General features: G+C 58.1%; 14 protein-coding genes. 4 read left to right on the top strand and 10 right to left on the bottom strand.

Going from position 1 to position 20650, the window contains the following annotated elements:
• Position 1 precedes the first annotated feature (1 nt).
• The gene (locus EXN68_RS19025; protein ID WP_142842336.1) at positions 2-1903 is read right to left on the bottom strand and encodes an ABC transporter substrate-binding protein; all 1902 of its coding nucleotides are present in this window, start codon (positions 1901-1903) and stop codon (positions 2-4) included.
• Positions 1900-3792, bottom strand: coding sequence for an ABC transporter ATP-binding protein (locus tag EXN68_RS19030; protein ID WP_142842337.1), 1893 nt, complete (start codon positions 3790-3792; stop codon positions 1900-1902). The genes EXN68_RS19025 and EXN68_RS19030 overlap by 4 nt, the downstream gene beginning before the upstream one ends.
• Positions 3793-4003: 211 nt before the next feature.
• Between EXN68_RS19030 and EXN68_RS19035 the strand changes: the two genes are divergently transcribed.
• Positions 4004-4963: a glycosyltransferase family 32 protein gene (locus EXN68_RS19035; protein ID WP_161991392.1), complete on the top strand. Its 960-nt coding sequence runs from the start codon at positions 4004-4006 to the stop codon at positions 4961-4963.
• Here the strand turns inward: EXN68_RS19035 and EXN68_RS19040 are convergent.
• Together EXN68_RS19040 and EXN68_RS19045 are read right to left on the bottom strand one after the other, a co-directional pair.
• Positions 4955-5698: a polysaccharide deacetylase family protein gene (locus EXN68_RS19040; RefSeq protein WP_142842338.1), complete on the bottom strand. Its 744-nt coding sequence runs from the start codon at positions 5696-5698 to the stop codon at positions 4955-4957. The genes EXN68_RS19035 and EXN68_RS19040 overlap by 9 nt on opposite strands.
• Positions 5695-6792 (bottom strand): glycosyltransferase family 4 protein, encoded by a 1098-nt coding sequence (locus EXN68_RS19045; protein ID WP_142842339.1) that lies wholly within the window; start codon positions 6790-6792, stop codon positions 5695-5697. The genes EXN68_RS19040 and EXN68_RS19045 overlap by 4 nt, the downstream gene beginning before the upstream one ends.
• A 127-nt stretch (positions 6793-6919) precedes the next feature.
• On the opposite strand from EXN68_RS19045, the gene EXN68_RS19050 reads away from it, so the two are divergent.
• Both EXN68_RS19050 and EXN68_RS19055 read left to right on the top strand, forming a co-directional pair.
• Positions 6920-8260, top strand: coding sequence for a nucleotide sugar dehydrogenase (locus EXN68_RS19050; RefSeq protein ID WP_161991393.1), 1341 nt, complete (start codon positions 6920-6922; stop codon positions 8258-8260).
• A gap of 12 nt (positions 8261-8272) precedes the next feature.
• Positions 8273-8755 carry a class I SAM-dependent methyltransferase gene (locus tag EXN68_RS19055; protein ID WP_142842340.1) on the top strand — a complete coding sequence of 161 codons (483 nt, stop codon included), beginning with the start codon at positions 8273-8275 and terminating at the stop codon, positions 8753-8755.
• A 37-nt stretch (positions 8756-8792) separates the two neighbouring features.
• On the opposite strand, the gene EXN68_RS19060 is transcribed toward EXN68_RS19055, so the two are convergent.
• The 4 genes from EXN68_RS19060 to EXN68_RS19075 all read right to left on the bottom strand — a co-directional run bounded on the left by EXN68_RS19060 (position 8793) and on the right by EXN68_RS19075 (position 15074).
• Positions 8793-10487, bottom strand: a complete 1695-nt coding sequence (locus EXN68_RS19060; protein WP_142842341.1) for an adenylate/guanylate cyclase domain-containing protein — start codon at positions 10485-10487, stop codon at positions 8793-8795.
• A gap of 322 nt (positions 10488-10809) precedes the next feature.
• Positions 10810-11511: an MBL fold metallo-hydrolase gene (locus EXN68_RS19065; RefSeq protein WP_237681432.1), complete on the bottom strand. Its 702-nt coding sequence runs from the start codon at positions 11509-11511 to the stop codon at positions 10810-10812.
• Positions 11512-11857: 346 nt separating this feature from the next.
• Positions 11858-12313, bottom strand: a complete 456-nt coding sequence (locus tag EXN68_RS19070) for a cyclic nucleotide-binding domain-containing protein (RefSeq protein ID WP_046799488.1) — start codon at positions 12311-12313, stop codon at positions 11858-11860.
• Positions 12314-12356: 43 nt separating this feature from the next.
• Positions 12357-15074 carry an ABC transporter ATP-binding protein gene (locus tag EXN68_RS19075; RefSeq protein WP_142842343.1) on the bottom strand — a complete coding sequence of 906 codons (2718 nt, stop codon included), beginning with the start codon at positions 15072-15074 and terminating at the stop codon, positions 12357-12359.
• A gap of 345 nt (positions 15075-15419) precedes the next feature.
• Between EXN68_RS19075 and EXN68_RS19080 the strand changes: the two genes are divergently transcribed.
• Positions 15420-17240, top strand: coding sequence for a serine aminopeptidase domain-containing protein (locus tag EXN68_RS19080; RefSeq protein WP_161991394.1), 1821 nt, complete (start codon positions 15420-15422; stop codon positions 17238-17240).
• Here the strand turns inward: EXN68_RS19080 and EXN68_RS19085 are convergent.
• Positions 17208-19664: a glycoside hydrolase family 2 protein gene (locus EXN68_RS19085; protein WP_142842345.1), complete on the bottom strand. Its 2457-nt coding sequence runs from the start codon at positions 19662-19664 to the stop codon at positions 17208-17210. The genes EXN68_RS19080 and EXN68_RS19085 overlap by 33 nt on opposite strands.
• The gene (locus EXN68_RS19090; RefSeq protein WP_142842346.1) at positions 19661-20644 is read right to left on the bottom strand and encodes a DUF1839 family protein; all 984 of its coding nucleotides are present in this window, start codon (positions 20642-20644) and stop codon (positions 19661-19663) included. The genes EXN68_RS19085 and EXN68_RS19090 overlap by 4 nt, the downstream gene beginning before the upstream one ends.
• Between the last annotated feature and the right edge of the window lie 6 nt (positions 20645-20650).

The raw sequence follows: 20650 nt of genomic DNA on the forward strand, positions 1-20650 counted from the left end.
ATCAGGCGTCCCCGTCGTACCAGAAGGCATCCGGCAGGTAGACGCCAAGATACGATGTGGGTTCATAACCAAAAAGCGCCTTTTCGGGCACGTTTCGCATGCGTTTGACATGGACGACAGGCTGAAGCGCGCCGTTGACGATGCCGATGGAAAACACCTGCTGTGTGTAGATGCCAAGCATTTCCAGCCAGATGGCCTCGCGCTCTTCCTCTGTGACGCTTCGACGCCATTTTTTCAGGAGGTCGAGCAGATGTGCCGCCTCCGGCAAATCGGGCTCCTTGCCCTCGCGGCCGCCGGACAGATAATGGATGCCCCAGACCGGCCATTGCAACTGGTCGTCACCGGTGGGCGCAAGGCCGGATGGCAACATGTCCGGGGTGGGCACACCATTGTCCATGCCCATCCATACCGACATCATCACCTCGCCGCCCATGGCGCGCTTGCGGAAGACGTCGCGCTGGGTGGGGCGGACAGAAACCGCAATGCCGATATGCCGCCAGTGATCCGTCACCAGTTCCATCACATCGGTTTCAAGCGTGCTCTCGCCTGTCGTCTCGACGATGATGTAGGCCGGACGACCGTCTGGAAGGAGCCTTATGCCGGCATTGTCGCGCTTGTCGAGGCCCACTTCATCGAGCAGCCTGTTGGCTGTTGCGCGATCGAAGGCGCTCCAGGCTTCGGCAAATTCCGGCCGGTAGAGCGGGCTTTCCGGCAGAACCGTGTCGGCACTTTCCTTCGCCAGCCCGTAAAAACAGACCATGTTGATTTCATGCCGGTTGATCGCAAGGGACATTGCACGGCGCACCCGCACGTCCTGGAAATAACCCCGCCATACCGGGTCGGCGCAATTGAGGTTCGGCAGAAGCGCAACACGCGATCCCTGCGAGCGCTTGTACAGGTTGACCTTCAGGGGGAAACGCTTTTCGGCATCCTTCAGGAAGGTGTAGTCGGCGAAATCGAGGCCGAAATATTGCAAGTCACTGTCGCCGGATGCCGTCTTGGCCGAGATGATATCGGAGGAGGTGACGTTCAGCAGGAAGCGATCGAGATAGGGCAACTGCAGGCCGTTTTCATCGACACGGTGATAATAGGGGTTGCGCTCGAATACGAACTGTTCGGCCGGCGGCGAGGTCGTGTTGCGCCATGCGTCCAGCGTCGGCAAAGCCGGGTTTTCCGGACGCACCTGCCGCGACATCTTGATATGCAGCCCGCTCCAGTCATCCGCCTTGTTCTTCTTGATGAGTTTGGCGAGATTTTCGGCAGTCTGATATTTGATGTGGAACTGCTTCATATAAGCGGCGGGCAGGAACAGTCTCGCCGGCGAGGCAGCCGCAAGTTTCGCCAGAAAATCCGGGTTCGGGCCTTCCCAGGTGTAACGCACGGTCAGCCGGTCGATGACTTCGATCAGGGGCGGATTGCTGTTGACCAGAAGTTCGATCGGTGGACCGCCCTTATGGATTTCCTTGTTGAGGGCGACATCCTCCCAGAAATAGCGGAAATCCTCCGAGGTAAAGTCGCTGCCATCGGACCATTTGTGACCCTCGCGCAGCTTGAAGGTGAAGATGCGTTCTTCCTGAACGTCGTAGCTTTCCAGAATGTCCGGGTGCAGCTCGAATTTTTCGTCATAACCGACCAGCCGGGCATAGTTGCTTATCGGCATAAGCCTGATATCGCGTTGGCCGCCGATGAGCATGCGCACGGAGCCGCCATGTTTTCCCGGCTCGCGGCCGAGCGATTTCATATTCATGACGCGGGGGTTTTTCGGCAGACGTTCCGCAACGTCGGGCAACTCGCCCTTTTCCCGCTTTTCCTTGAAATAATCAGGGTCGGTATAGGCGGCGCGCGCATAGGCCGGCAGGAAGACGGAGGCCATGAGGGCGAGAGTGGTGCGGCGCGTGATCAAGGGCGAAGCTCCCGGATATCGACGTTGCCGTTTGCGAGAACAAAATGGCCGTCGCCCAGATCGGCGGAAATCATGTCGCCATCACCCTCGTCACGAAACTGTTTGCCCCAGTCGAATTTGCCCGTCGCGCTGATCTTGCCGATGGTGCGGAAATCAAGCGGACGGTCGAGGTCGGGAAAGGGCACGGCCGCCAGCAGCGATTTCGTGTAGGGATGCACGGGGGAGCGCATCATGATTTCCCGCGGCGCCAGCTCAACGATGCGGCCTTCACACATCACGGCCACGCGGTCGGCCATATAATCCACCACCGCCAGATTGTGCGAGATGAAGAGGTAGGTGAGACCGAGGTCTTTCTGCAAATCCTTGAGCAGGTTGAGAATTTGCGCCTGAACCGAGACATCGAGCGCAGAAACGGGTTCGTCGCAGATCAGCAGTTCTGGCCCAAGCGCCAAAGCTCTGGCAATGCCGATGCGCTGCCTTTGGCCGCCGGAGAAGCTGTGCGGATAACGGTTCAGCGCGCTTTCTCCAAGGCCGATCGCCTTGACGAGATTGCGAACTTTTTCGGCGCGGTATTTCGCATCACCCCGCCCGTGGATTTCTAGCGGCTCGCTCAGGATATTGCCGACCGTCATGCGTGGCGAGAGCGATGAGATGGGGTCCTGAAAGACCATCTGTATTTTCGAGCGCAGTTCCTTGAGGTCGCCGTCTTTGGCGTTGAGAACGTCGATGTCGCCCTGCGGACGGTGGAAGGTGACGGAGCCTTCATCCGGGCGGACGGCGCGCATGAGGATCTTGCTGACGGTGGTCTTGCCGCTGCCGCTTTCGCCCACCAGCCCGAGGCATTCGCCACGGCGGATTTCAAAACTGACGCTGTTGACGGCCTTGGTGGCGTTGGCATCGCCTTTGCGGAACCAGCTGGACTTGCGGGTCGTGAAGGTCTTGCTGATATTATCGACGGTCAGAAGCGGGCCGGGGGTTTTGTTCACCGCAGCGGTTTTTTTGCCGACAAGGCTTTCGTGATCAACATTGATCTCGCGTAGCGCCTTCAGCCTCTCGCCGGGCTTCATGTCGAAATGTGGCACGGCTGCCATCAGGCCCTTGAGATAGGGATGGCTTGGCGACTTGAAAATCTCGTCGACGGTCCCGGCTTCCATGATCTCGCCCTGATAGATCACGGCAACTTCATCGGCGATGTTTGCCACCACGCCGAGATCGTGGGTGATGAGCAGCATGCTCATATTCAGCCGGCTTTGCAGATCCCGCAGCAGCTTGAGGATCTGCGCCTGGATGGTCACATCAAGAGCTGTCGTCGGCTCGTCGGCGATCAGCAGCGCCGGACGACAGATCAGCGCCATGGCGATCATGGCGCGCTGGCGCATGCCGCCGGATAGTTCGAAGGGGTACATGTTCACGACCTTCTTGGGTTTGGAAAACCCCACGAGGTCGAGCGTTTCATACATTTTTTCCGCGCGTTCCGCCGGTGACAGGATGCTGTGGATGCGCAGCGCCTCATCGATCTGATTACCGACGGTGTGCAGCGGCGAAAAGGAGGTCATTGGCTCCTGAAAAATCAGCCCGATGCGATTTCCGCGTATCGAGCGGATTTCCCGGCCGTCTTTCGGCAACTGCAACAGATCGACGGGGCCGGCTGCGGCATTCTCCGGATCTGTGAAGAGCACGCGGCCGTTCACACGCGCCGTCTTGGGATGGATGCCCATGATGGTCTGGCCGATGACGGATTTGCCCGAGCCGGATTCTCCCACAAGTGCGGTGACTTTTCCGGGAAGGATACGAAGGCTGGTGCCCCTCACGGCATCAATGGTGCCGCCCATAAGAGAAAACGAGACCCGCAGGTTTTCAATACGGAGCAAATCTGCGCCTGCGCTCATGCCAAAGGGTTCCTTGCCGTCTCTTTATCGTTGCCTTGTGACAATTTGCTCAGGAGGGCTTAAAGGCACGTTATCGCAGGGTTTGTTGTCTGTCTATGCTTCTGAAACATCGAATTGTGCAGCAAATTCAAAGCCGGCTTCTGAAACGCGATGGCTTGCCTGACGGCTCTTGTTTGGCGATATGTTAACGAGCGTTTCTGGATGGGGATCCATGTCCGACAAGAAATATTATGACGCGCAGCTGGAGAAAGCCCGACAGTTGCAAAATGACGGCCAATATGCGGAAGCGCATGCGCTTCTCCTATCTCTGGTTGCGGCAAAAGACGGGCACCTGATGGGTGAGCGGACGGTGCTCGGTCTGCCGCGCCGGCTGCATGCGGCGCGGCTGCGTCTTGCCAAGGCGGAAGGCGATATGGTTGCCAGGATCGGTTACCAGTATACGCTGGTGCCGCCGCCTCATGTGCTGGCGAAATATGCACAGTTTTCACCGGAAGAGCGCCGCACGGTCAATCTCAAAAGCAGGGAGGATGTGCCGCGGTTCATCCACCAGATATGGATCGGTCAAAAAGCCCCGCCGGTATCGGTGGAAGCCTGGGCAGCTCATGCCGCGAGGCACGGATATGGCTACCGTCTCTGGCGCGAGGCCGACCTTGAGCGGGAAGGCGTGTTTGCAGACGCCGTCTTCAAGACCATGCTCGATCAGGGTGATTATCCGGGCGCGGTGGACGTGGCGCGTTATATTGTACTGGAACGATTTGGCGGCATCTATCTAGACTGCGACTGGTATCCGGCACGGGACGATGTGAGCTTCGAGGCTTTCCTGCCTCTGGTGGGGCTGACGGCATTCGATGAAAAAACGCCGCGTGATACGGGGCAGGGCAGCATGCTGCTTGCCAATTCCTTCATTGCTTCCCCGGCAGGCCATCCGGTTTTTCGCAGGATGCTGGAGGCGTTTTCCGGTGTCCTCCAGGAAATGCCGCGCGCACCGGCCTGGTGGTCGACCGGACCGCTGATTTTTACCGTCATCGCCCGGGAGGGAAGCATCAGCCTCGCACCGGCGTCGTTCGTTGCCGCGTCTCTTGCCGATCATACGCCGGTTGCGGTGGTCGAAGCGCTCCGGCAGAAGCTCAACGAGGCGAATGGGTTGCTGATCGCCTGGAAATCATGGTGAGATTTCGTCTACGAGGTCTCCGGAAGAGCGCCATCGAGCTGCGGGATGATTGTTGGTTGCTTCGAAAAGCCGCCGCAGAAATCGCCAGACATTCTCGTCATGCACGAGATGATGGGTGAGGATGCCGGTGGTGCCGCCCTCTTCGGCGGTCCTCAGGATGCGGGCAGCGGTTTCGGCGAAAAGGATATCGTCGTTGCGGCCGCCTCGGCTGCCGTGCCAGTCGATAACATCGACATGGGTGTTCAGACGGGGCGGCAGGGTGTTTTTCTCCGGGCCGAAAACGGACAGGGCGCGATATCCGAGAACCGCCAGTCCCTCGACGATAATGCCATCCACGCGGTTCCATGGCGGCACGAGCATCGGCACGAAACGTGTGCCATGCAGGTCGTGGAGTTTATCCAGTCCGGATTGCAATTCGTCGAGAACGAGGGAAAGCTCCCGGTGAGCGCCAAGTTCCTGTTTCTTCTCACCGTTCCCGGCATAATTTGTGTGCGACCAGCCATGCACGGCCACATGGGCAATATCTGACGCATCCAGATATTGCGCGAGCCTGTCCGTCGTCATTTCGGGAATGACCGCGAGGGTTACCGGCACGGAAAAGCCGCGGCAAAGATCAAGCAGCGTATCGAGCGCGGATGTCGGCTCCACGGCATCGTCGTCCCGAAGCCAGAGATCGGCGGTCATGCCGCGCCGGCTGCATTCATCCAGCGCTGCAATCAGTTTTTCCACACTCATGATCTTCGCGCCTTTGCTTGCAGCAGGATATGGTTCAGCTCTGTCGCGGCGTTTTCCAGGGATCGTTCATTGACGACGAACTGGCGGGCCGCTTTTGCCAGTTCTTCGCGCTGCCTGTCATTGTCGAGCAGGGTCTTGATCGCGTCGGCATAGGCGGCTGTATCATTTTCCGGTGTCAGTAATCCTGTGGTGCCGGATTTTACCACTTCGGGAACGCCGGCCACTTTTTCGGCTACCACCGGCAGGCCGGCGGCCTGTGCCTCAAGATAGGCAAGACCATAGGCTTCGCCATGGCCGGGCCAGACATAGAGGCATGCTTTTGAAAGAAGTGCGGCGATCTCGGTTGCGGTTTTTTCGCCGTGCCAGACAAGACGATTGTCGGGAAATGTGCTGAATATGGCCTCCACAGTGCCGCGTTCCGGTCCGTCACCGATAATATCCAGCGTCCAGTCGAGATCCTTTGGCAACAAAGCGAGGGCCTCTGAAAGCGCGCGATAACTGTTCAGCTTGTCGCCCGCCCGCATCATGGCGACGGTGATGAGCCTCCCCGGCGTCGGGTTTGGGGCATTCGCAACAAACTTTTCGGTATCGATAAAGGGTTGCAGCATTGCAGAGTGCAGGGTTGGGGACGCGCGCAAAAGCCCTTCGCGATCCCGTGCGGTGAAGCAGATATTGACCGCGGCTGCGTTCAATGCGGCTAGCAACCCGTCCTGCACCGCATGCCAGCCCATGGCATTGCGTTTTGGCGAATAGGAGGCCTCGGCGGTGACGTAGGCAATATCGAACCGTCTGGCGAGTTCCGGCCCGAGCAAATCCGGGGCCTTGTAGTAAGGGTGGTAACAGAACCAGAGGTCTGGCGCGCCTTCCAGTTTCCAGCGCTTGGTAATCGCCTCGATTTCACGCTCGGCTGCATCGGCAAGCGAGGTTCGTGCCGGGTCATCCGCCTGCTTTAGAAAGCTGCGCAGTTCTGAAGCAACGAGCACCGCATGGCCGCCCATCGTCATCGCCTGCATCAGCAGGCGCGCCATCAACCGGTCTCCGGAGGGAACGGGATGGTTGGGCGATTTGAGCGGCGAATAAAAAGCGATCTTCATGCCGATGGTTGTGCGTTGGCGGCGGTTCCTGCGTCAACCGGAATTTGAAAGGGCCGAGCCTTGACAGCCCGGCCATTCTTGCCCAACTGAAAGGCATCTTTTGCACATGCGCGGAGCGTGACACGCTTTGACTTTTTCTGACATTTCCCAGAACCTGCTTTCCAGCATCGAAAATAAAACCGCCAAGGCGGGTGTGATCGGCCTTGGCTATGTCGGCCTGCCGCTCGCCATGACGGTCGCCAAGGCCGGGTTCAAGGTCGTCGGTTTCGATATCGACCCCGGTAAAATTACCGCGATCGATGCGGGCCGCAGCTATATCGAGGCGGTATCCGATGAGGTGCTGACAAGTGTCAGGCAGGACGACGGCTTCGTCGCGACGGCCGATTTTGCCCGACTGGCCGAATGTGATGTGATCGCCATCTGTGTGCCGACGCCGCTGACGAAATATCGCGAGCCGGACCTTTCCTATGTCGAAAAGACCTGCCGGGATATTGCCGCGCATCTGCGCAAGGGGCAGCTCGTGGTTCTGGAATCGACCACCTATCCCGGCACGACCGATGGGGTGGTGAAGACCATTCTGGAGAGCCGCGGGCTGGTTTCCGGCGTTGATTTCTTCATCGGCTTTTCGCCCGAGCGGGAAGATCCCGGCAATCGTGATTTCGAGACTTCGACCATTCCGAAGGTCGTTGCCGGTGATGGCGAAGCGGCTGGAAAACTGATGGCCGCGTTTTATGGATCGGTTGTCAAAAAGATCGTGCCCGTTTCGACAAACGCCACGGCCGAGGCGGTGAAAATCACCGAAAACGTCTTCCGTGCCGTCAATATCGCGCTCGTCAATGAACTCAAGGTCGTCTACGAGGCCATGGGCATCGACATATGGGAAGTGATCGACGCGGCAAAAACCAAGCCTTTTGGTTTCATGCCGTTTTATCCCGGTCCGGGCCTTGGCGGCCACTGCATACCGATCGATCCGTTCTACCTCACCTGGAAATCACGCGAATATGAATTGCCGACGCGGTTCATCGAGCTTGCCGGGGAAATCAACACCGGCATGCCCCGTCACGTCGTCGGGCGGGTTGCGGAAGCGCTCGATATTCATTCCGGCAAGGCGCTCAGCCGTTCGAAGGTTCTGGTTGTCGGTCTCGCCTACAAGAAGAACGTGCCCGACATTCGCGAAAGCCCCTCGCTGAAGCTCATCGAACTTATCCAGGAGCGCGGTGGCGAGGCCGCCTATTATGATCCGCATGTGGCGGAAATCCCGAAAACCCGGGAATACAGCCACCTAATGGGCATGAAATCGGTGCCATGGGACAGTCGGACGATCGGCGCTTTCGATGCCGTTCTCGTGGCGACCGACCATGACAATGTTGATTATGCCGCGCTCAGTGAATGGGCGCCGCTGATCATCGACACGCGAAATGTCTTTGCGCGGCGAGATATTGCTGCAAAACACATCATCAAGGCCTGATACGGACGGACCATGAGCAGACTGGACAGTTTTATTCGCCGGTTGACCGCGCAGCGGGATATTCTCAACCACCTCGCGGCTGATCTCGATCTGCCAGAAGAGGGTGCACTGATGGAAATCGGTCTCGGAAACGGACGCACTTTCAATCACCTGCACGAACTGTTTCCCAGCCGTCGTATCATCGCTTTCGACAGGGCCATGGGTGCGCATGCCTCGTCGGTTCCGGCCCCTGAGGATCTTGTTATTGGTGAAATCTCGGAGACCGCGCCTGCCTTCATCGGTGCAGATGCGGCGATGGTTCATGCCGATATCGGCACGGGCTATCCGGAAAAGGACGCGGTTACACTGACGTGGTTGCCGGATCTTGCCGCGGGCGTTCTGGCGAAAGGCGGCATCGCCGTCAGCGGTCTGCCGCTGGAGCATCCCCTGCTGAACCCGCTGCCGGTGCCGGAAAGCGTGCCAAGGGACCGCTATTTTCTCTATCGCAAGATTTGAACCTGCGCAGGTAAACAGCAACCGCCCGGGCCTTGTCCTAGAGATAACGTTCGCTCTCTTCCTTCGAGAGCAGGAAAACTTTCATCTGTGAGTTCCGTCCGCGGATGGTGATCTGTTCGCTGCGAAGGTCGGCGATATCCTGCCCTGCCTGCGTTAGCGCCGGTTCGGAAACAACGATGGCTGCGCCGAATTCCTTGGCCTTGGATTCGAGCCGGCTTGCGACATTGACGGTATCGCCGATAGCCGTCAGGGTTTTTGCGGCGCCATATCCCATGACACCGACGATGCTTGGGCCGGCGTGAATGCCGACCACAACTTCGAGACGGACGGCGAATTGTTTCTCCAGCCCCTCGTTCAAGATTGCGATATCGCGCAATATGGTGGCGGCCGCCTTCATCGCATTGCGGCAGGCATGTTCCTCGTCCTCTCCAAGTCCAAAAAGAGCCATGGCTCCATCGCCGATGAACTTGTCGAGATGGCCGCCCGCGTGCTCGACGGCCTGGCCGACGATGGTGAAATAACGGTTCAGGAGGAAGACGACATCATAGGGCAGCTTCGCCTCGGACAGCGTGGTGAAGTTACGCAGATCGCAAAAGAGGATGGCGATTTCCTCTTCCCGGCCGGGGCGGGCCAGCTGCGCATCGACCGGCAGGTCGCTCTGCTGGGGCGGCGAAACGAGAAGCGCGATACCAAGATCGCTCGTGGGGCGTAGCTGACAGCCGAGCCTCACATCCGAATCGGCATGGATGCGTCGCAATGTGGTTTGCTCTATGTCTCCGGGTGGCGGAAGCGGGCCTTTGCTGTTCAGAATCTTGACCCGACAGGTTGAGCAGCGCCCTTTGCCACCGCAGACCGAATAATGCGGTATGCCCGCAAGCCGGCTGGCCTCCAGAATGCTCAGCCCGGCCGGCACACGCGCCTGTGCGCCATGTTCGTAGCGGATTTCGATGGCCGTCAACCGTTGCCGCCAGCTGCGCACGCCGCGCAGGACGAAAACCAGCATTACCGCGCCGATAAACGACGTTTCCGCCGTCCCGGTGATGAACCGAATCTGCGTCTCCATTTCCCGTTGCAGCGGTAACTCGTCTTTTTGAATGGTATTGTCGACGAGCCCCGGAGGAAGCGCATATTTTTCGTCGATCTCCGCCAGCCATCGGCCGGCATCGCTGAAGCCCAGCAGCGCCAGAAGCGGCAGCATCACCGCCACCGTCATGAACAGCCCGGCTATGCGCGGGTACCAGTCGCGGTAACGTAGCCAGAAATACAGGCCGATGCATCCGTGGACCCAGATGACGATCAAGGCGAGGCTTTGCCACGCGCCCTGTATCGGGTTGTTGATCCACAGCCTGCGGATGACCGAGTAGTAGCCGACATCGATGCCATAAATCATATGCGACACGCGGATATTGACGGCGTGGCCGATGATCAGAAACGGGATCGACAGGCCGAAAATGACCTGAAGCGCTTCGCGCAACGGCATGCGCAATGTTCTGCGCAGATAAAGCGAGCGCAGAACAAGGCAGACATGCACCAGAACCGAGCCATAAAAAAGCAGGCTACTGATGGGGTTGAGCCAGATGAGGCTGAACCATTTTCGGGCCCGTTCGGCGGTGTCTATGGAGATGAGTGCAAGGGAGTGATTGAAAAGATGGGAAAATACAAAAGCAAATATGATGAGACCGGATAAAATCCGGGCCCGTCTCAAATTGGTCTCCGAAAAGAAACGGATCATGCAAATCCCATCATGTGGTCGCTCAGCGCAGAATCATCATTTAATAAGCCGTGACGTCCTTAGTGCAGGGAATCTCGTGGCAATATCGTGGAGCAAAAGGCTGGCAACGGTCAATTGTGCGTGTTCGAATGTCGCCGGCGCATGTCCTGTTTAAAAAGGAGCCGTTCGGTATGCTCTCGCCTTTTGTTTTACGCATCGTCCGGACATAAAACCGCTGCGCATTTTATTGGAAATTTTCTGGACGCACGATTGCAATCGCGACTTGGGGACGCTGCCAGGCACCCAAACTTTCGCCGAGACCAGGAGGTTGCGGTGACCGCGATCAGAGTTCGATTATCTGGCCGTCCATGGCAGCGAATGCGCCACCGAACTGGGCTTTCGCCTGTTTTTCGATACTGTCCAGCTCCTCGTCGCTGCGACTTGGGGCATGGTGTATGAAACCGACATTTTTTGCATCGGCCAGTTTGGCAAGGCGGATCGCCTGTTGCCAGGACGAATGGCCATAACCGCGATAAAGGCCCATTTCGTCGTCGGTGAACATGGCGTCGTAAAGGAAAAGATCGACATCCCTGATCAGATCGAGCACGGTTTCGTCGATGCTGCCCGGCTCATGCTCCGTATCGGTGATGATGGCGAGGGATTTTCCTTCCCAGTCCAGCCTGTAGCCGATGGCATTACCGGGATGATTGAGCATTCCGGTTCTGATTGAAAGGCCGGGGCGCGGGTTGAGCGTGTCGCCGGGCATGAAGTCCCGCGTCACCATTTTTGCGCAGCAAACCTCCAGCGGCACGGGGAACCAGGGTGGGCTCATGAAATCCTTGAGCATTTCCCGCGTTGTCATGATGCCTGCCAGGTGACCGGACCAAATAGCGACGTCGTTGCAGCTGTTGTAAAACGGCTTGAAGTAGGGGAAGCCGACGATGTGATCGTAATGACAGTGCGAGAAGAACAGATCGACGTTGGTAATGCCTTCCGCCCGCAACGCCAGACCGGCGGGATGAAGCCCAGACCCCGCATCGAACAAAAGAACATGATCTCCGCATCGTACTTCGATGCAGATGGTATTGCCGCCATATTTTCGGAAGTTTTCACCTGAAACAGGAAGCGTTCCCCGCGCGCCCCAGATCTTTACCCGAAAATTTCTATTACTTTCCCGACTTGCTGTGTCGGAATCGAACGCCATGACACACCCCAATAACAACGGAATCTTACACGCTTCCCCCATGAAGCCCGTTGTCTCTACAGATTTTTATATCCGCCTTTTCTGGCGGATGCCTTTACCTCTTATTCAGTCAGCATTTCATTTATATTGCAATGGTGCGACATTTATTTTTCTAATATCGCCCGTCGGGGTAGCAAGGAATTGCCGCTCATGTTCTGGCGCTTGCGCGCGCCTTGCTGAGTTCCGTCGTCGTCTGGGTGAGGCGTTCGGCAAGAACGCGCATGACTTTTATGGTGATATCCGGGAAATCGGACATGAGCTTGAAGAACTGCTCCTTGCCGATCCGCAGGGCTTCGACATTGGTGGAGGCGCGCACAGTTGCGGTTCTAACGCTGTCACAGAGGATGGCGATTTCGCCGACAATGGCGTTGCCGGTCATTTCCGCCACTTTCAATGTGCCTGATGGGGAATCGACCAGAACATCCACCTTGCCGGTCAGAACCACATAGGCCGCATCGCCGACATCCCCCTGCCGGAACAGCACGTCACCCGTATGATAGGACACCCGATCCGATGCAAAAGCGAGTAGTTTGAGCTTCGACGGTTCCATTTCCGAAAAAAACGGGACGCGTTTCAGCATTTGAATTTCGTCTTTGAAGAGCATTGCCTTACCCTATTCTTGTTCCACCTCGGCCACGTTCTTGGACTTATGTTGCGACCATGTCCTTGAATGTACCGTTTTCCTGCGCCAGAGTCTCGTAACTTCCGTCGGCGGTGATTAGTCCCTGGTGGACGAATATGACCCGGCCGAACATGCGTGAGAGCGTTGCATTCGACAGAACCCATATGATTGACGGGTTATTGTTGTTCTGTTTCAGGAGTGTGATGACCCGCTCGACAATTTCCTCCTGTTGTCGGGGATCGAGGCCGGGAAGGGGGCGATTAAAGACGTAATAGTCGGATTTGCGGATCAGCGCGCGGGCAAGATTGAGCTTCTGGCGCTGCAGCGGACCAAGCCGCTTGCCGCCGGCACCGAGGTTGAAATCGAGGCCGACCGCCAGAACACGCTCGTAGACGCCCTGCTTGCGCATGACATCGGCGACGATGTGGGTGATACGCCGCGAGGCATCGGTATAACGATGGCTGACCTTGCCGAAGAGAATATTGTCCAGCAGACTGGTGGCGCTCATATATTTCGTCGGATCGTAGATTTCGATGATGTTTTTCAGACTGTCGGGCAGGTTTTCATGGAACATGTGCCGGACTTCGATGATCCTGTTCATGATTTCCGGCGACAAGAGGCCGAAACGCTGCCGGGGCTCGATGTAAAAGAAGCTCAGCCGCAGCATCGCGCGTTTTTCGCTCTCATTGGCATCATCGAAACCACGGCCCTGCAGGCGCTGCAACATCTGCTGATAGACTGGAATGTCATCGGGCGTCATGAATGTCAGCTGCTGGAAGAAGGGATGGTCTCCCGGCAGATCGGCGAAGATTTCGACGATGTTTTCGGCGATCGTGTAACCCATCTCGAACAGGGTTTTGACAAGACCGGTTTCGCGCATCAGCGAGCGGAAATAATCGCTTTCGATGATGGTCCGGATCGTCTGGGAGGAGTCCCGCATGGTGCCGAACAGCAGGTTTTCGCCGACCGTCGCTTCGCTGTTGTAGCTCTCAAGCTCGAAAGGCGCGATGAGGCCGCTCAAGTTCTCCTTTTCCAGTTCGGCGCGCAGCACATGCCGCAGTTCCACGATGCGGGCGGCAAGATGCAGGTCGGTCAGGGGGTCGATCGACGAGCGCAGTGCAAACTCGAGGATATCCTGCGACAGTTCCACGCTGTCGAGCACGGCCAGGATTGCCCGAATGAGATTTTCCGGTTTGCCGTCACCGGACGGGCTGGAAGCGTAGTCGATCCATTCGCTGTTTATGTCGATCAGCGGATTGCCAGCCATCTTGGCTTCGCGGATTTCCCACTTGCGGTGTTCCAGAGCCGCACCCTCATAGTTCTTGTTTGCCAGCGGGGCGTGTTTCAGGCCGTAGAGCAGATTGTCCATCAGGCTGGCATGGAAAAAATAACTGTCCGAGGAGACATAGGAGATGCGCCGTCCCGTCAGCGATTCCGGCAGTTCCAGTATGTCGACATCATTGATGCTGATCTTGCCGGAGGCCGGCCAGAGTGTACGGCCGATCGCATCCGCAAGCGCTTCGCCTCCCGCGCCGCCGACGATGGCGATGACTTCACCCGGCTCGATCTTCAGCGATGCCTGCTCCAGAAGCCGGCTGCCGCTGTCGTCTTCCAGTGTCAGATTGGTGATGACGATCGGTGCGGTGATGGCTGCGACGGTTCCCGGCGACAGTTTCTGCACGTTCTCTTCGATCATGTTCGGGGCATTGAACTGTTCGAAGACCTGCTCGTATTTCACCTGCACATCCTGACGTGCCTGATCCCAGTCGATCAGTTCCTTCAGCGGTCCGGGCAATTCCTTGTAGGCGTTGATGACGGCGACCAGCTGGCCAACATCGAGGCTGCCCTTGAGGGTGAGATAACCGCCAAGCGCATAAAAGAAGAAGGGCGTAAGCTGCGCGAGGAAGTTATTGATGAATTTGACCAGAAACTTCCACTGGTAGAGATCGTAACGGATCTTGAAGATGTCGCCGAGCCGGTGGGAAGCATCGGCGCGCTCGAAATTTGACGTATCATAGGCGTGGATGGTGCCGATGCCGTCGACCATCTCGCCGATGCGCCCGGCAAGCTGGCGGGCGCTCAACTGCCGCTGGCGACCGAGTTCAATCAGGCGACGGCGCATCTTGGGGATGATGCCGACCTGAATGGCGGCCATGAAGGCAGCGATCAGACCCAGCCAGAAATTCTGCACGAGGATGAAGAAGAGAGCAGAGAGCGCCTGACCGCCGAGAAGCGCTGGCTGCACGAAGGCGTCGCCGGTAAAGCCGCCTAGCGGCTCGACCTCGTCCTTCACCATGCTGGAGATCTCAGCGCCCTTGACCCGCTTGAAATGGCTGGGTGGGAAGCGCAGGATCCTGTCGATCAGTTCAAAGCGGACACGCCGGAGAAGCCGTTCGCCAAGGCGGCCCTTGAAGGTATTGATGTAATATTTGAAAAGCCCGTTGATGACGACAAGCGCAAGGAATGTCAGGCTGAGCGCCATCAGCATCGACATGCGGTTGAGTTCGAGCCCGGGGAACAAGGTCACGGTGCCCCAATAAGGGATATCGACCGTGAGATGCATGAAAAGCTGTGTTGCGTTCGCCCCTTCGAAACCATCCCCCTGAATGGGGCCGTTGACGATCTGCTTGGGCAGATCGAAGGCGAGGAAGTAGGGGATCATGGACAGGGCCACGATCAGCAGAATGAAAAGCTGCTGCCGCCTCGTGTGCGACCAGATATAACGCGTAAGGCTTTGTTCCATATAAAACTTCTATGACCTGTCGGGGCAAGCCCGGGGTGTTGGTTTGCGCGGTGTCTAGACGATCCGGTGGGCGGGTGGCGCAAGCTCCTCCTGCAAATAGGTACGTGACTCGCTATTTATCAGTATATTCAAGCGGTTTCGAGCAAAATAGCATCCGCATCGAGGCTTACCCGCCACACTGAAAGATTGTTTTTGCAACCCGTGTGTCGCAATCCATATAAATGCGACAGTATTTTTAGAATTCTCTAATGTTATTGTTTTTAGTGTAGAACAGGCGTTAAGACACTTGGGTATAGTGATCCCGTAGTGGTTGAGCCAGACGCTGGCGCAATAGTGGCAAGGTCGATGGCGATAGATATTTCAGAGCGTGCAGGCGGCGAACCTCCCCTTGAGTCACGGCAGCTTTTCGACATTGCAGCGGATGGAATGATCGCGCATCCCGTTTCTTTTGAAGGGCTTGCCGGTATTTTTCATCCGGCGCGCAAAGATGTGCAGCGGGATCATGCGGTTCTTTTCGTCAGCCCGTGGGGCATGGAAGAGCTGTGCAGCCGCAAGTTTCAGCGCGTTCTGGCCGAGCGGCTGGCCGCTTCCGGCGTTGCCAGCCTGCGATTTGACTATCTTGGCTCAGGCGACGCGCTCGATCCGGACGATGTGGGTCGGGCGGCGGACTGGCTTTCCGACACGCGCGCGGCGTTTGAGTATCTGAAGCGTCTTTCCGGCTGTTCCGGGGTTGTCGTTGTCGCGCAGGGCCTCGGTTGCGCGATTGCAGCTCAGGCACTTGCCGGTACTGCACCCGCCGGTTCCATGGCTCTTCTGGCGCCGGTCGTCTCCGGTCGCGCCTATCTGCGTGAACTGGCGATGTGGTCCTCCATGATTGACGATGGTCTTGGTCTTTTACCCGCGCAACGCTCAGTACAGCCCGGGGCGATCGCCGGAATGACCATGCCTGTTGGTGTTGCGGATACGATCAAGAAGATCAATCTCTCCGGTCTTGAAACTGTTCCGGCCCGCAATGTCCTTGTGCTTGCGAGAGCCGGTCGTGTGACTGACAGTGATCTCGCCAGACATCTCGCGGCGCTTGGCGGTGAGGTGAAAGAGGCGGCTTTTTCGGGTTATGACGATCTCGTTTCCAGCCCGACGCTTTCGAAAATATCCGGCGATGTCGTGAACCGACTGGTGGATTGGGTCTTGTCACAGACCCATGCCGGGAACCCGGTCACACTCCCTGAAGATTTCACCATCAACGCGCCACAGCGCGGCAATGGCTTTTTCGAACAGCCGGTGCAATTTGGTGAGGGCGGACGGCTTTTCGGCATCTTTTGCGAGCCGGACCATCGACAACCGGTTTCTTCGGTCCTTCTGCTTGGCGCGGCCTATGACCGGCATGCGGGCTGGGGCAGGCTTTCCGTGCAGACCGCCCGTGCCCTTGCGCGTGCCGGTGTCGCGTCGCTGCGCTTCGATGCCGCCAATATTGCCGACAGCCCGCCGGTCAAAAACGTGCCGGATCAGGTTCTTTATGATGCCTCGCAGAATGACGATGTCTCTGCCGCTCTCGATTTTCTCGAGCGGCGCGGCAAAGGTCCCTTCATCGCGGCCGGCCGGTGCAGCGGTGCCTATCTCGCTTTCAACGGCGCGCTTGCGGATGGTCGGATCAGCGCAGTCGCTGCGGTCAACCCGGTCGTCTTCCACTGGCAGAAAGGCCGCTCCGTCGATGAAGCCTTGCACAAGCGTCCGCGCTCGTTTGGGGAGTACAGCCAGCGTTTTCGCCAGGGGGCAACGTTCAAGCGTCTCTTCAGCGGCGATGTGGATGTCATCAGTGCCGGACTTAACATCTTCAAGGCAACGATGAAGAAGCTTTCGACAAAAACGGCAAGGCTGTTCCGCCGGGGCAGCGAAGAAGGGCGCGCCGTTTACGGTGCTTTTGATTCACTCAAGGCAAAGGGCACCGCTGTCAGTCTGCTCTATAGCGACAATGACGACGGGCTTGAGCATTTTCGCTATTACTTCGATGCCGATGGTCGCGGGCTTTCGGCCTATCAGAATGTGTCGCTGACAATTATTGCCGATGCCGACCACAATCTTTCGACACCGGAAGCGAAAACGATCTTCATCGATGCGGTGACGCGATTGGCTCTAAAAGGAGAAACGCCGGCCGGAGCCCAGTGATACCACGTCTCCGGACGGTGGCGTTTCGATTGTCCCGGCCTCCGGCACAAGATTGATTGTCTTGCTCTCGCCGGGGGCGAGATGGAACCAGTTTTCCGAGGCACGATAGCCTTCCGCCGACACATGGACGGATTGCGCCAGCCGGTCGGTACCGATTTCGAGCGACCAGTTGCCGTTGGTTTCGCTGATACCCGAAGACAGATTGGCGGCATGCAGCGCTTTTTTCCGGCCGAGCGGAAAATGGAAGGCGTCGGCGATAACAAGCCCGGTTGCGACATCACGAAGCCGGGCGACCGTGACATCATGGGATGGCGGGCCGAAACGATAGGCATAGGTCGTGTCGAAAAAGGCGCCGAACAAATCGGTTGCGGCAATTATCTGGCTCTGCCGCGGCGAGAGCGTCAGCGGGCGTTTGGCGTGCACGACTGGCTGCATGCCGTCGCGCAGGCATGTCAGTTCCAGCATGGCGTCCAAGCTCTCGCTGGTTTCGTTGATGAGATGGATGTCCAGCCCGTTGGTGCCTTCATCGGAAAGGCTGAGCTGGACGGGGCGGAACGCGCGCTTTAATGCGTGCCAGACGGATTTGGGCCGGCCGGTGGCGTCGATGATACCCCAGCCAGCGCCGGGAACGAGATCCTGCAGGGTCCAGACCAGCGCGCCCCGACAAGAGGAACTGCTGCGCCGCCATTCGGCGAAGGTCGCTTCCATAACCTCGGCTGTTGCTGCACGGGACATGTCGAGATAAAGCCCGCCATCCTCGCGTCGCAGAACGTCCGGTTCAACGTCGTAAAGCAGCTTCAGATAATGGTCGCGAACATCTTCGAAATCCCAGGACGCGCCGCGATCGCGCGGCGTGCGGGCTTTCCAGCGTGGATCGTGCACGGCCACGCCGGGAAGATATTTGTCCAGCGTTTCCTGTTCGGGAATATTGGAAAAAGCCAGGCACTCGGCGGCAAAGCGCACATCGGCGCGGCGGGCATCTTCCAGCGGACGGCAATAGGCGCCCACACCATAATAGTGACCGACCCCGGCATTGGGGAAAAATGGCAGCGCGCCGCCGGAGGGGGAGTTGGTGACATAGGCCGCATCCGGCCGTTTCTCAGCCAGCACATCCGGAATAATCTCCTCGGTGAGCGTCGCCTTCCATATCTGTTCCGGCAGGCCGAGCATGGCGCCCTGCTGGTACATCTCGCTGCCGCCGCAGAAAACGGCGAGGGAGGGAGAAAGCGCTGTCGTCTCGAGGAACTGCGAGATTTCCGTAACAATATGCTGGCGCAGGCCGTCATCCTTTGCCGGGTAATCGAAATTGGCAAGCATGGCGTCCTGCCAGACCATGATGCCCAGTTCATCGCAAAGCGCGAAGAATTCCGGCGTCTCATAGGCCATGGTGCCGCCGATACGGATCATGTTCATGCCGGCTTCGGCTGCTTTTTTGAGCCATGGCTCGTAGTCCGGCCGTGTTCCCGGCAGGCGCACGATGTCGGCCGTCGCCCAGACTGCGCCGCGGCAGAAGACGGGTTGGCCGTTCACCTTGAGCCCGAAACCGTTGCCATCCTCGCCGTTATCGATCTCCACCTGGCGGAAACCCGTGCGCCCGAGCCTGTGTTGCTTGCCGTCCAACTCCAGAATGATGTCGTGCAGCGCGGGTCTGCCATGGGTGTGCGGCCACCAGATTTCGACGCCGGGTATGAGTAGTTCGCCGAGGAGTTTGCCGTCCTCGCCCTTTGAAAGATTGATACAGTAACCCGCGCAAATCACCCGTGCGGACTGGATGTCACGGTTCGCTTCAAGAGCGATGCTGACCTTTCCCGTGCCGGTATCGTCAAGCGAAGATTGCAGGGTGCAAAGCACGCTTTCCTGCTTGATGAGGCTGATGGGTCGCCATGGGCCAGCGGCATGGATTTCCGGGCACCAGCCGGGCATATGGCCAAGTGCGGTGGTACGGATCAGCCGCAACCCCTGTGTGTTCATCATCTGCGGACGCCAGCGGGCGCGCGGACCGTTTTTTTCGAGCCGTGGTGCAAGCGCCCGGAAACAGATCGAAAGTTCGTCCGCGCCTGTGAGCGTGACTGGCACTTCCAGCCTTTCGAACATGCTTTGGCTGGCGGCGATCAGCTCACCGTTGAAGAAGATTTCCGCAACGGTTGCGAGGCCGTCGAAGCGCAGTGTGGCCCGTTCCCGCACATCGGAAATCATCGTCAGCCGATACCAGGCATCCCTGTCGTTGAGCGTGACAGGAGCAAGACGATCGAATTTCCCGGCATCCTCCAGTGCCTGCGCCACCGTGCCGGGCACGGAGACGTGCAGGCTTTCAAGTGTTGCCGGGATGTCGGACGGGGTTTCGCAGGCATCGGCGGGCGTCAGTGTCAGCGTCCAGCCTTCACTCAGAAACTCCTCGCTTTCGCCCGGAAAATAAGTCCTCACGCGGCCTCGCTGGCGTCAGATAGTTTCGCCGCAAGGCTTTCCATCAAGCCATCCCATGCGTCCGCTGCCGGATCGAGCACGGATGCCAGCGCGTCGAATTTGCGGCGGGTGACAGCGCGGGCTAGCTGGAACTGCACGGTCTTGGCGACCTCGGAGATACGCAGCGCGTGGTCCCTTGCTTCGGAAAAACCGTCCTTGTCGAGCCATTCGAGATGGCTTGCCGCCAGTTCGAAATTGGCGCCGAGCTGGCGCAGCGTGTTGAAGGCATATTTGTGGAAAAAGCCGAAGGGCCTGTCGGCAACCTTTTCCACCTGCGCCGGAAACACGGCTGAAAAGGCTCTGACCGGATTGGCGGATGGCCGCCGTGAAAAATGAAATCTCAGCAATCGCTCGGCCGTCTTGCGAACATGGGCCGACGACGGATTGCTTTCTGCGAATTTCGCAAATTCGGTGTAGGGCAGGAAGGGTGGGTCGGTCTCGGCCAGATGGTGCTGGAACAACCCGTCGAAATCCTCGCCCGACAGATGGAAAAAGCCGGCATTGTGGAAGTAGTCTAGTTCCCGGTTCGCCAGATCGAGCCGGTTGATGGCGACGGTGGTTTTGCCGTGCTCCTTCTGATAGCCCACCCCATGGGTGTCGGGCATATAGAAGCTGTCCATCTCGACCAGGCAGATGCGACCGCGTTCCAACTGCGCCTCGATGTGGTTTTCCACCCGGTCGAAGATCGCCAGTTCGGTGGCGCGAACGCCATAAAGCGCTTCGAGATCTTCCAGCGGCACCTTGAAGAAGGTGAACTGGTCACCCTCAAAGTCCTGCGTCAGGGTGAAACCGAACATGGCTTCCGGCGGCAGGCCTTTCGAGGCCAGAACCTCTATCCACAAATCGATGTAGCAATTGGTCTCCGGCCACATTCTTTCGGAAGAATGGAGCGGATGTTGCACATAGTTCTTGGGATCAAGGCCCGGAAAAATCTGCCGCATGGATAA

The organism is Martinezella rhizogenes, from assembly GCF_007002745.1.
GTDB classification, from domain to species: Bacteria; Pseudomonadota; Alphaproteobacteria; order Rhizobiales; family Rhizobiaceae; genus Agrobacterium; species Agrobacterium cucumeris.

Coding starts and splice junctions, on each gene's coding strand:
- EXN68_RS19030 (WP_142842337.1), bottom strand. CDS start 3,792: ATGAGCGCAGGCGCAGATTTGCTCCGTATTGAAAACCTGCGGGTCTCG.
- EXN68_RS19035 (WP_161991392.1), top strand. CDS start 4,004: ATGTCCGACAAGAAATATTATGACGCGCAGCTGGAGAAAGCCCGACAG.
- EXN68_RS19040 (WP_142842338.1), bottom strand. CDS start 5,698: ATGAGTGTGGAAAAACTGATTGCAGCGCTGGATGAATGCAGCCGGCGC.
- EXN68_RS19045 (WP_142842339.1), bottom strand. CDS start 6,792: ATGAAGATCGCTTTTTATTCGCCGCTCAAATCGCCCAACCATCCCGTT.
- EXN68_RS19055 (WP_142842340.1), top strand. CDS start 8,273: ATGAGCAGACTGGACAGTTTTATTCGCCGGTTGACCGCGCAGCGGGAT.
- EXN68_RS19060 (WP_142842341.1), bottom strand. CDS start 10,487: ATGATCCGTTTCTTTTCGGAGACCAATTTGAGACGGGCCCGGATTTTA.
- EXN68_RS19070 (WP_046799488.1), bottom strand. CDS start 12,313: ATGCTCTTCAAAGACGAAATTCAAATGCTGAAACGCGTCCCGTTTTTT.
- EXN68_RS19075 (WP_142842343.1), bottom strand. CDS start 15,074: ATGGAACAAAGCCTTACGCGTTATATCTGGTCGCACACGAGGCGGCAG.
- EXN68_RS19080 (WP_161991394.1), top strand. CDS start 15,420: ATGGCGATAGATATTTCAGAGCGTGCAGGCGGCGAACCTCCCCTTGAG.
- EXN68_RS19090 (WP_142842346.1), bottom strand. CDS start 20,644: ATGCGGCAGATTTTTCCGGGCCTTGATCCCAAGAACTATGTGCAACAT.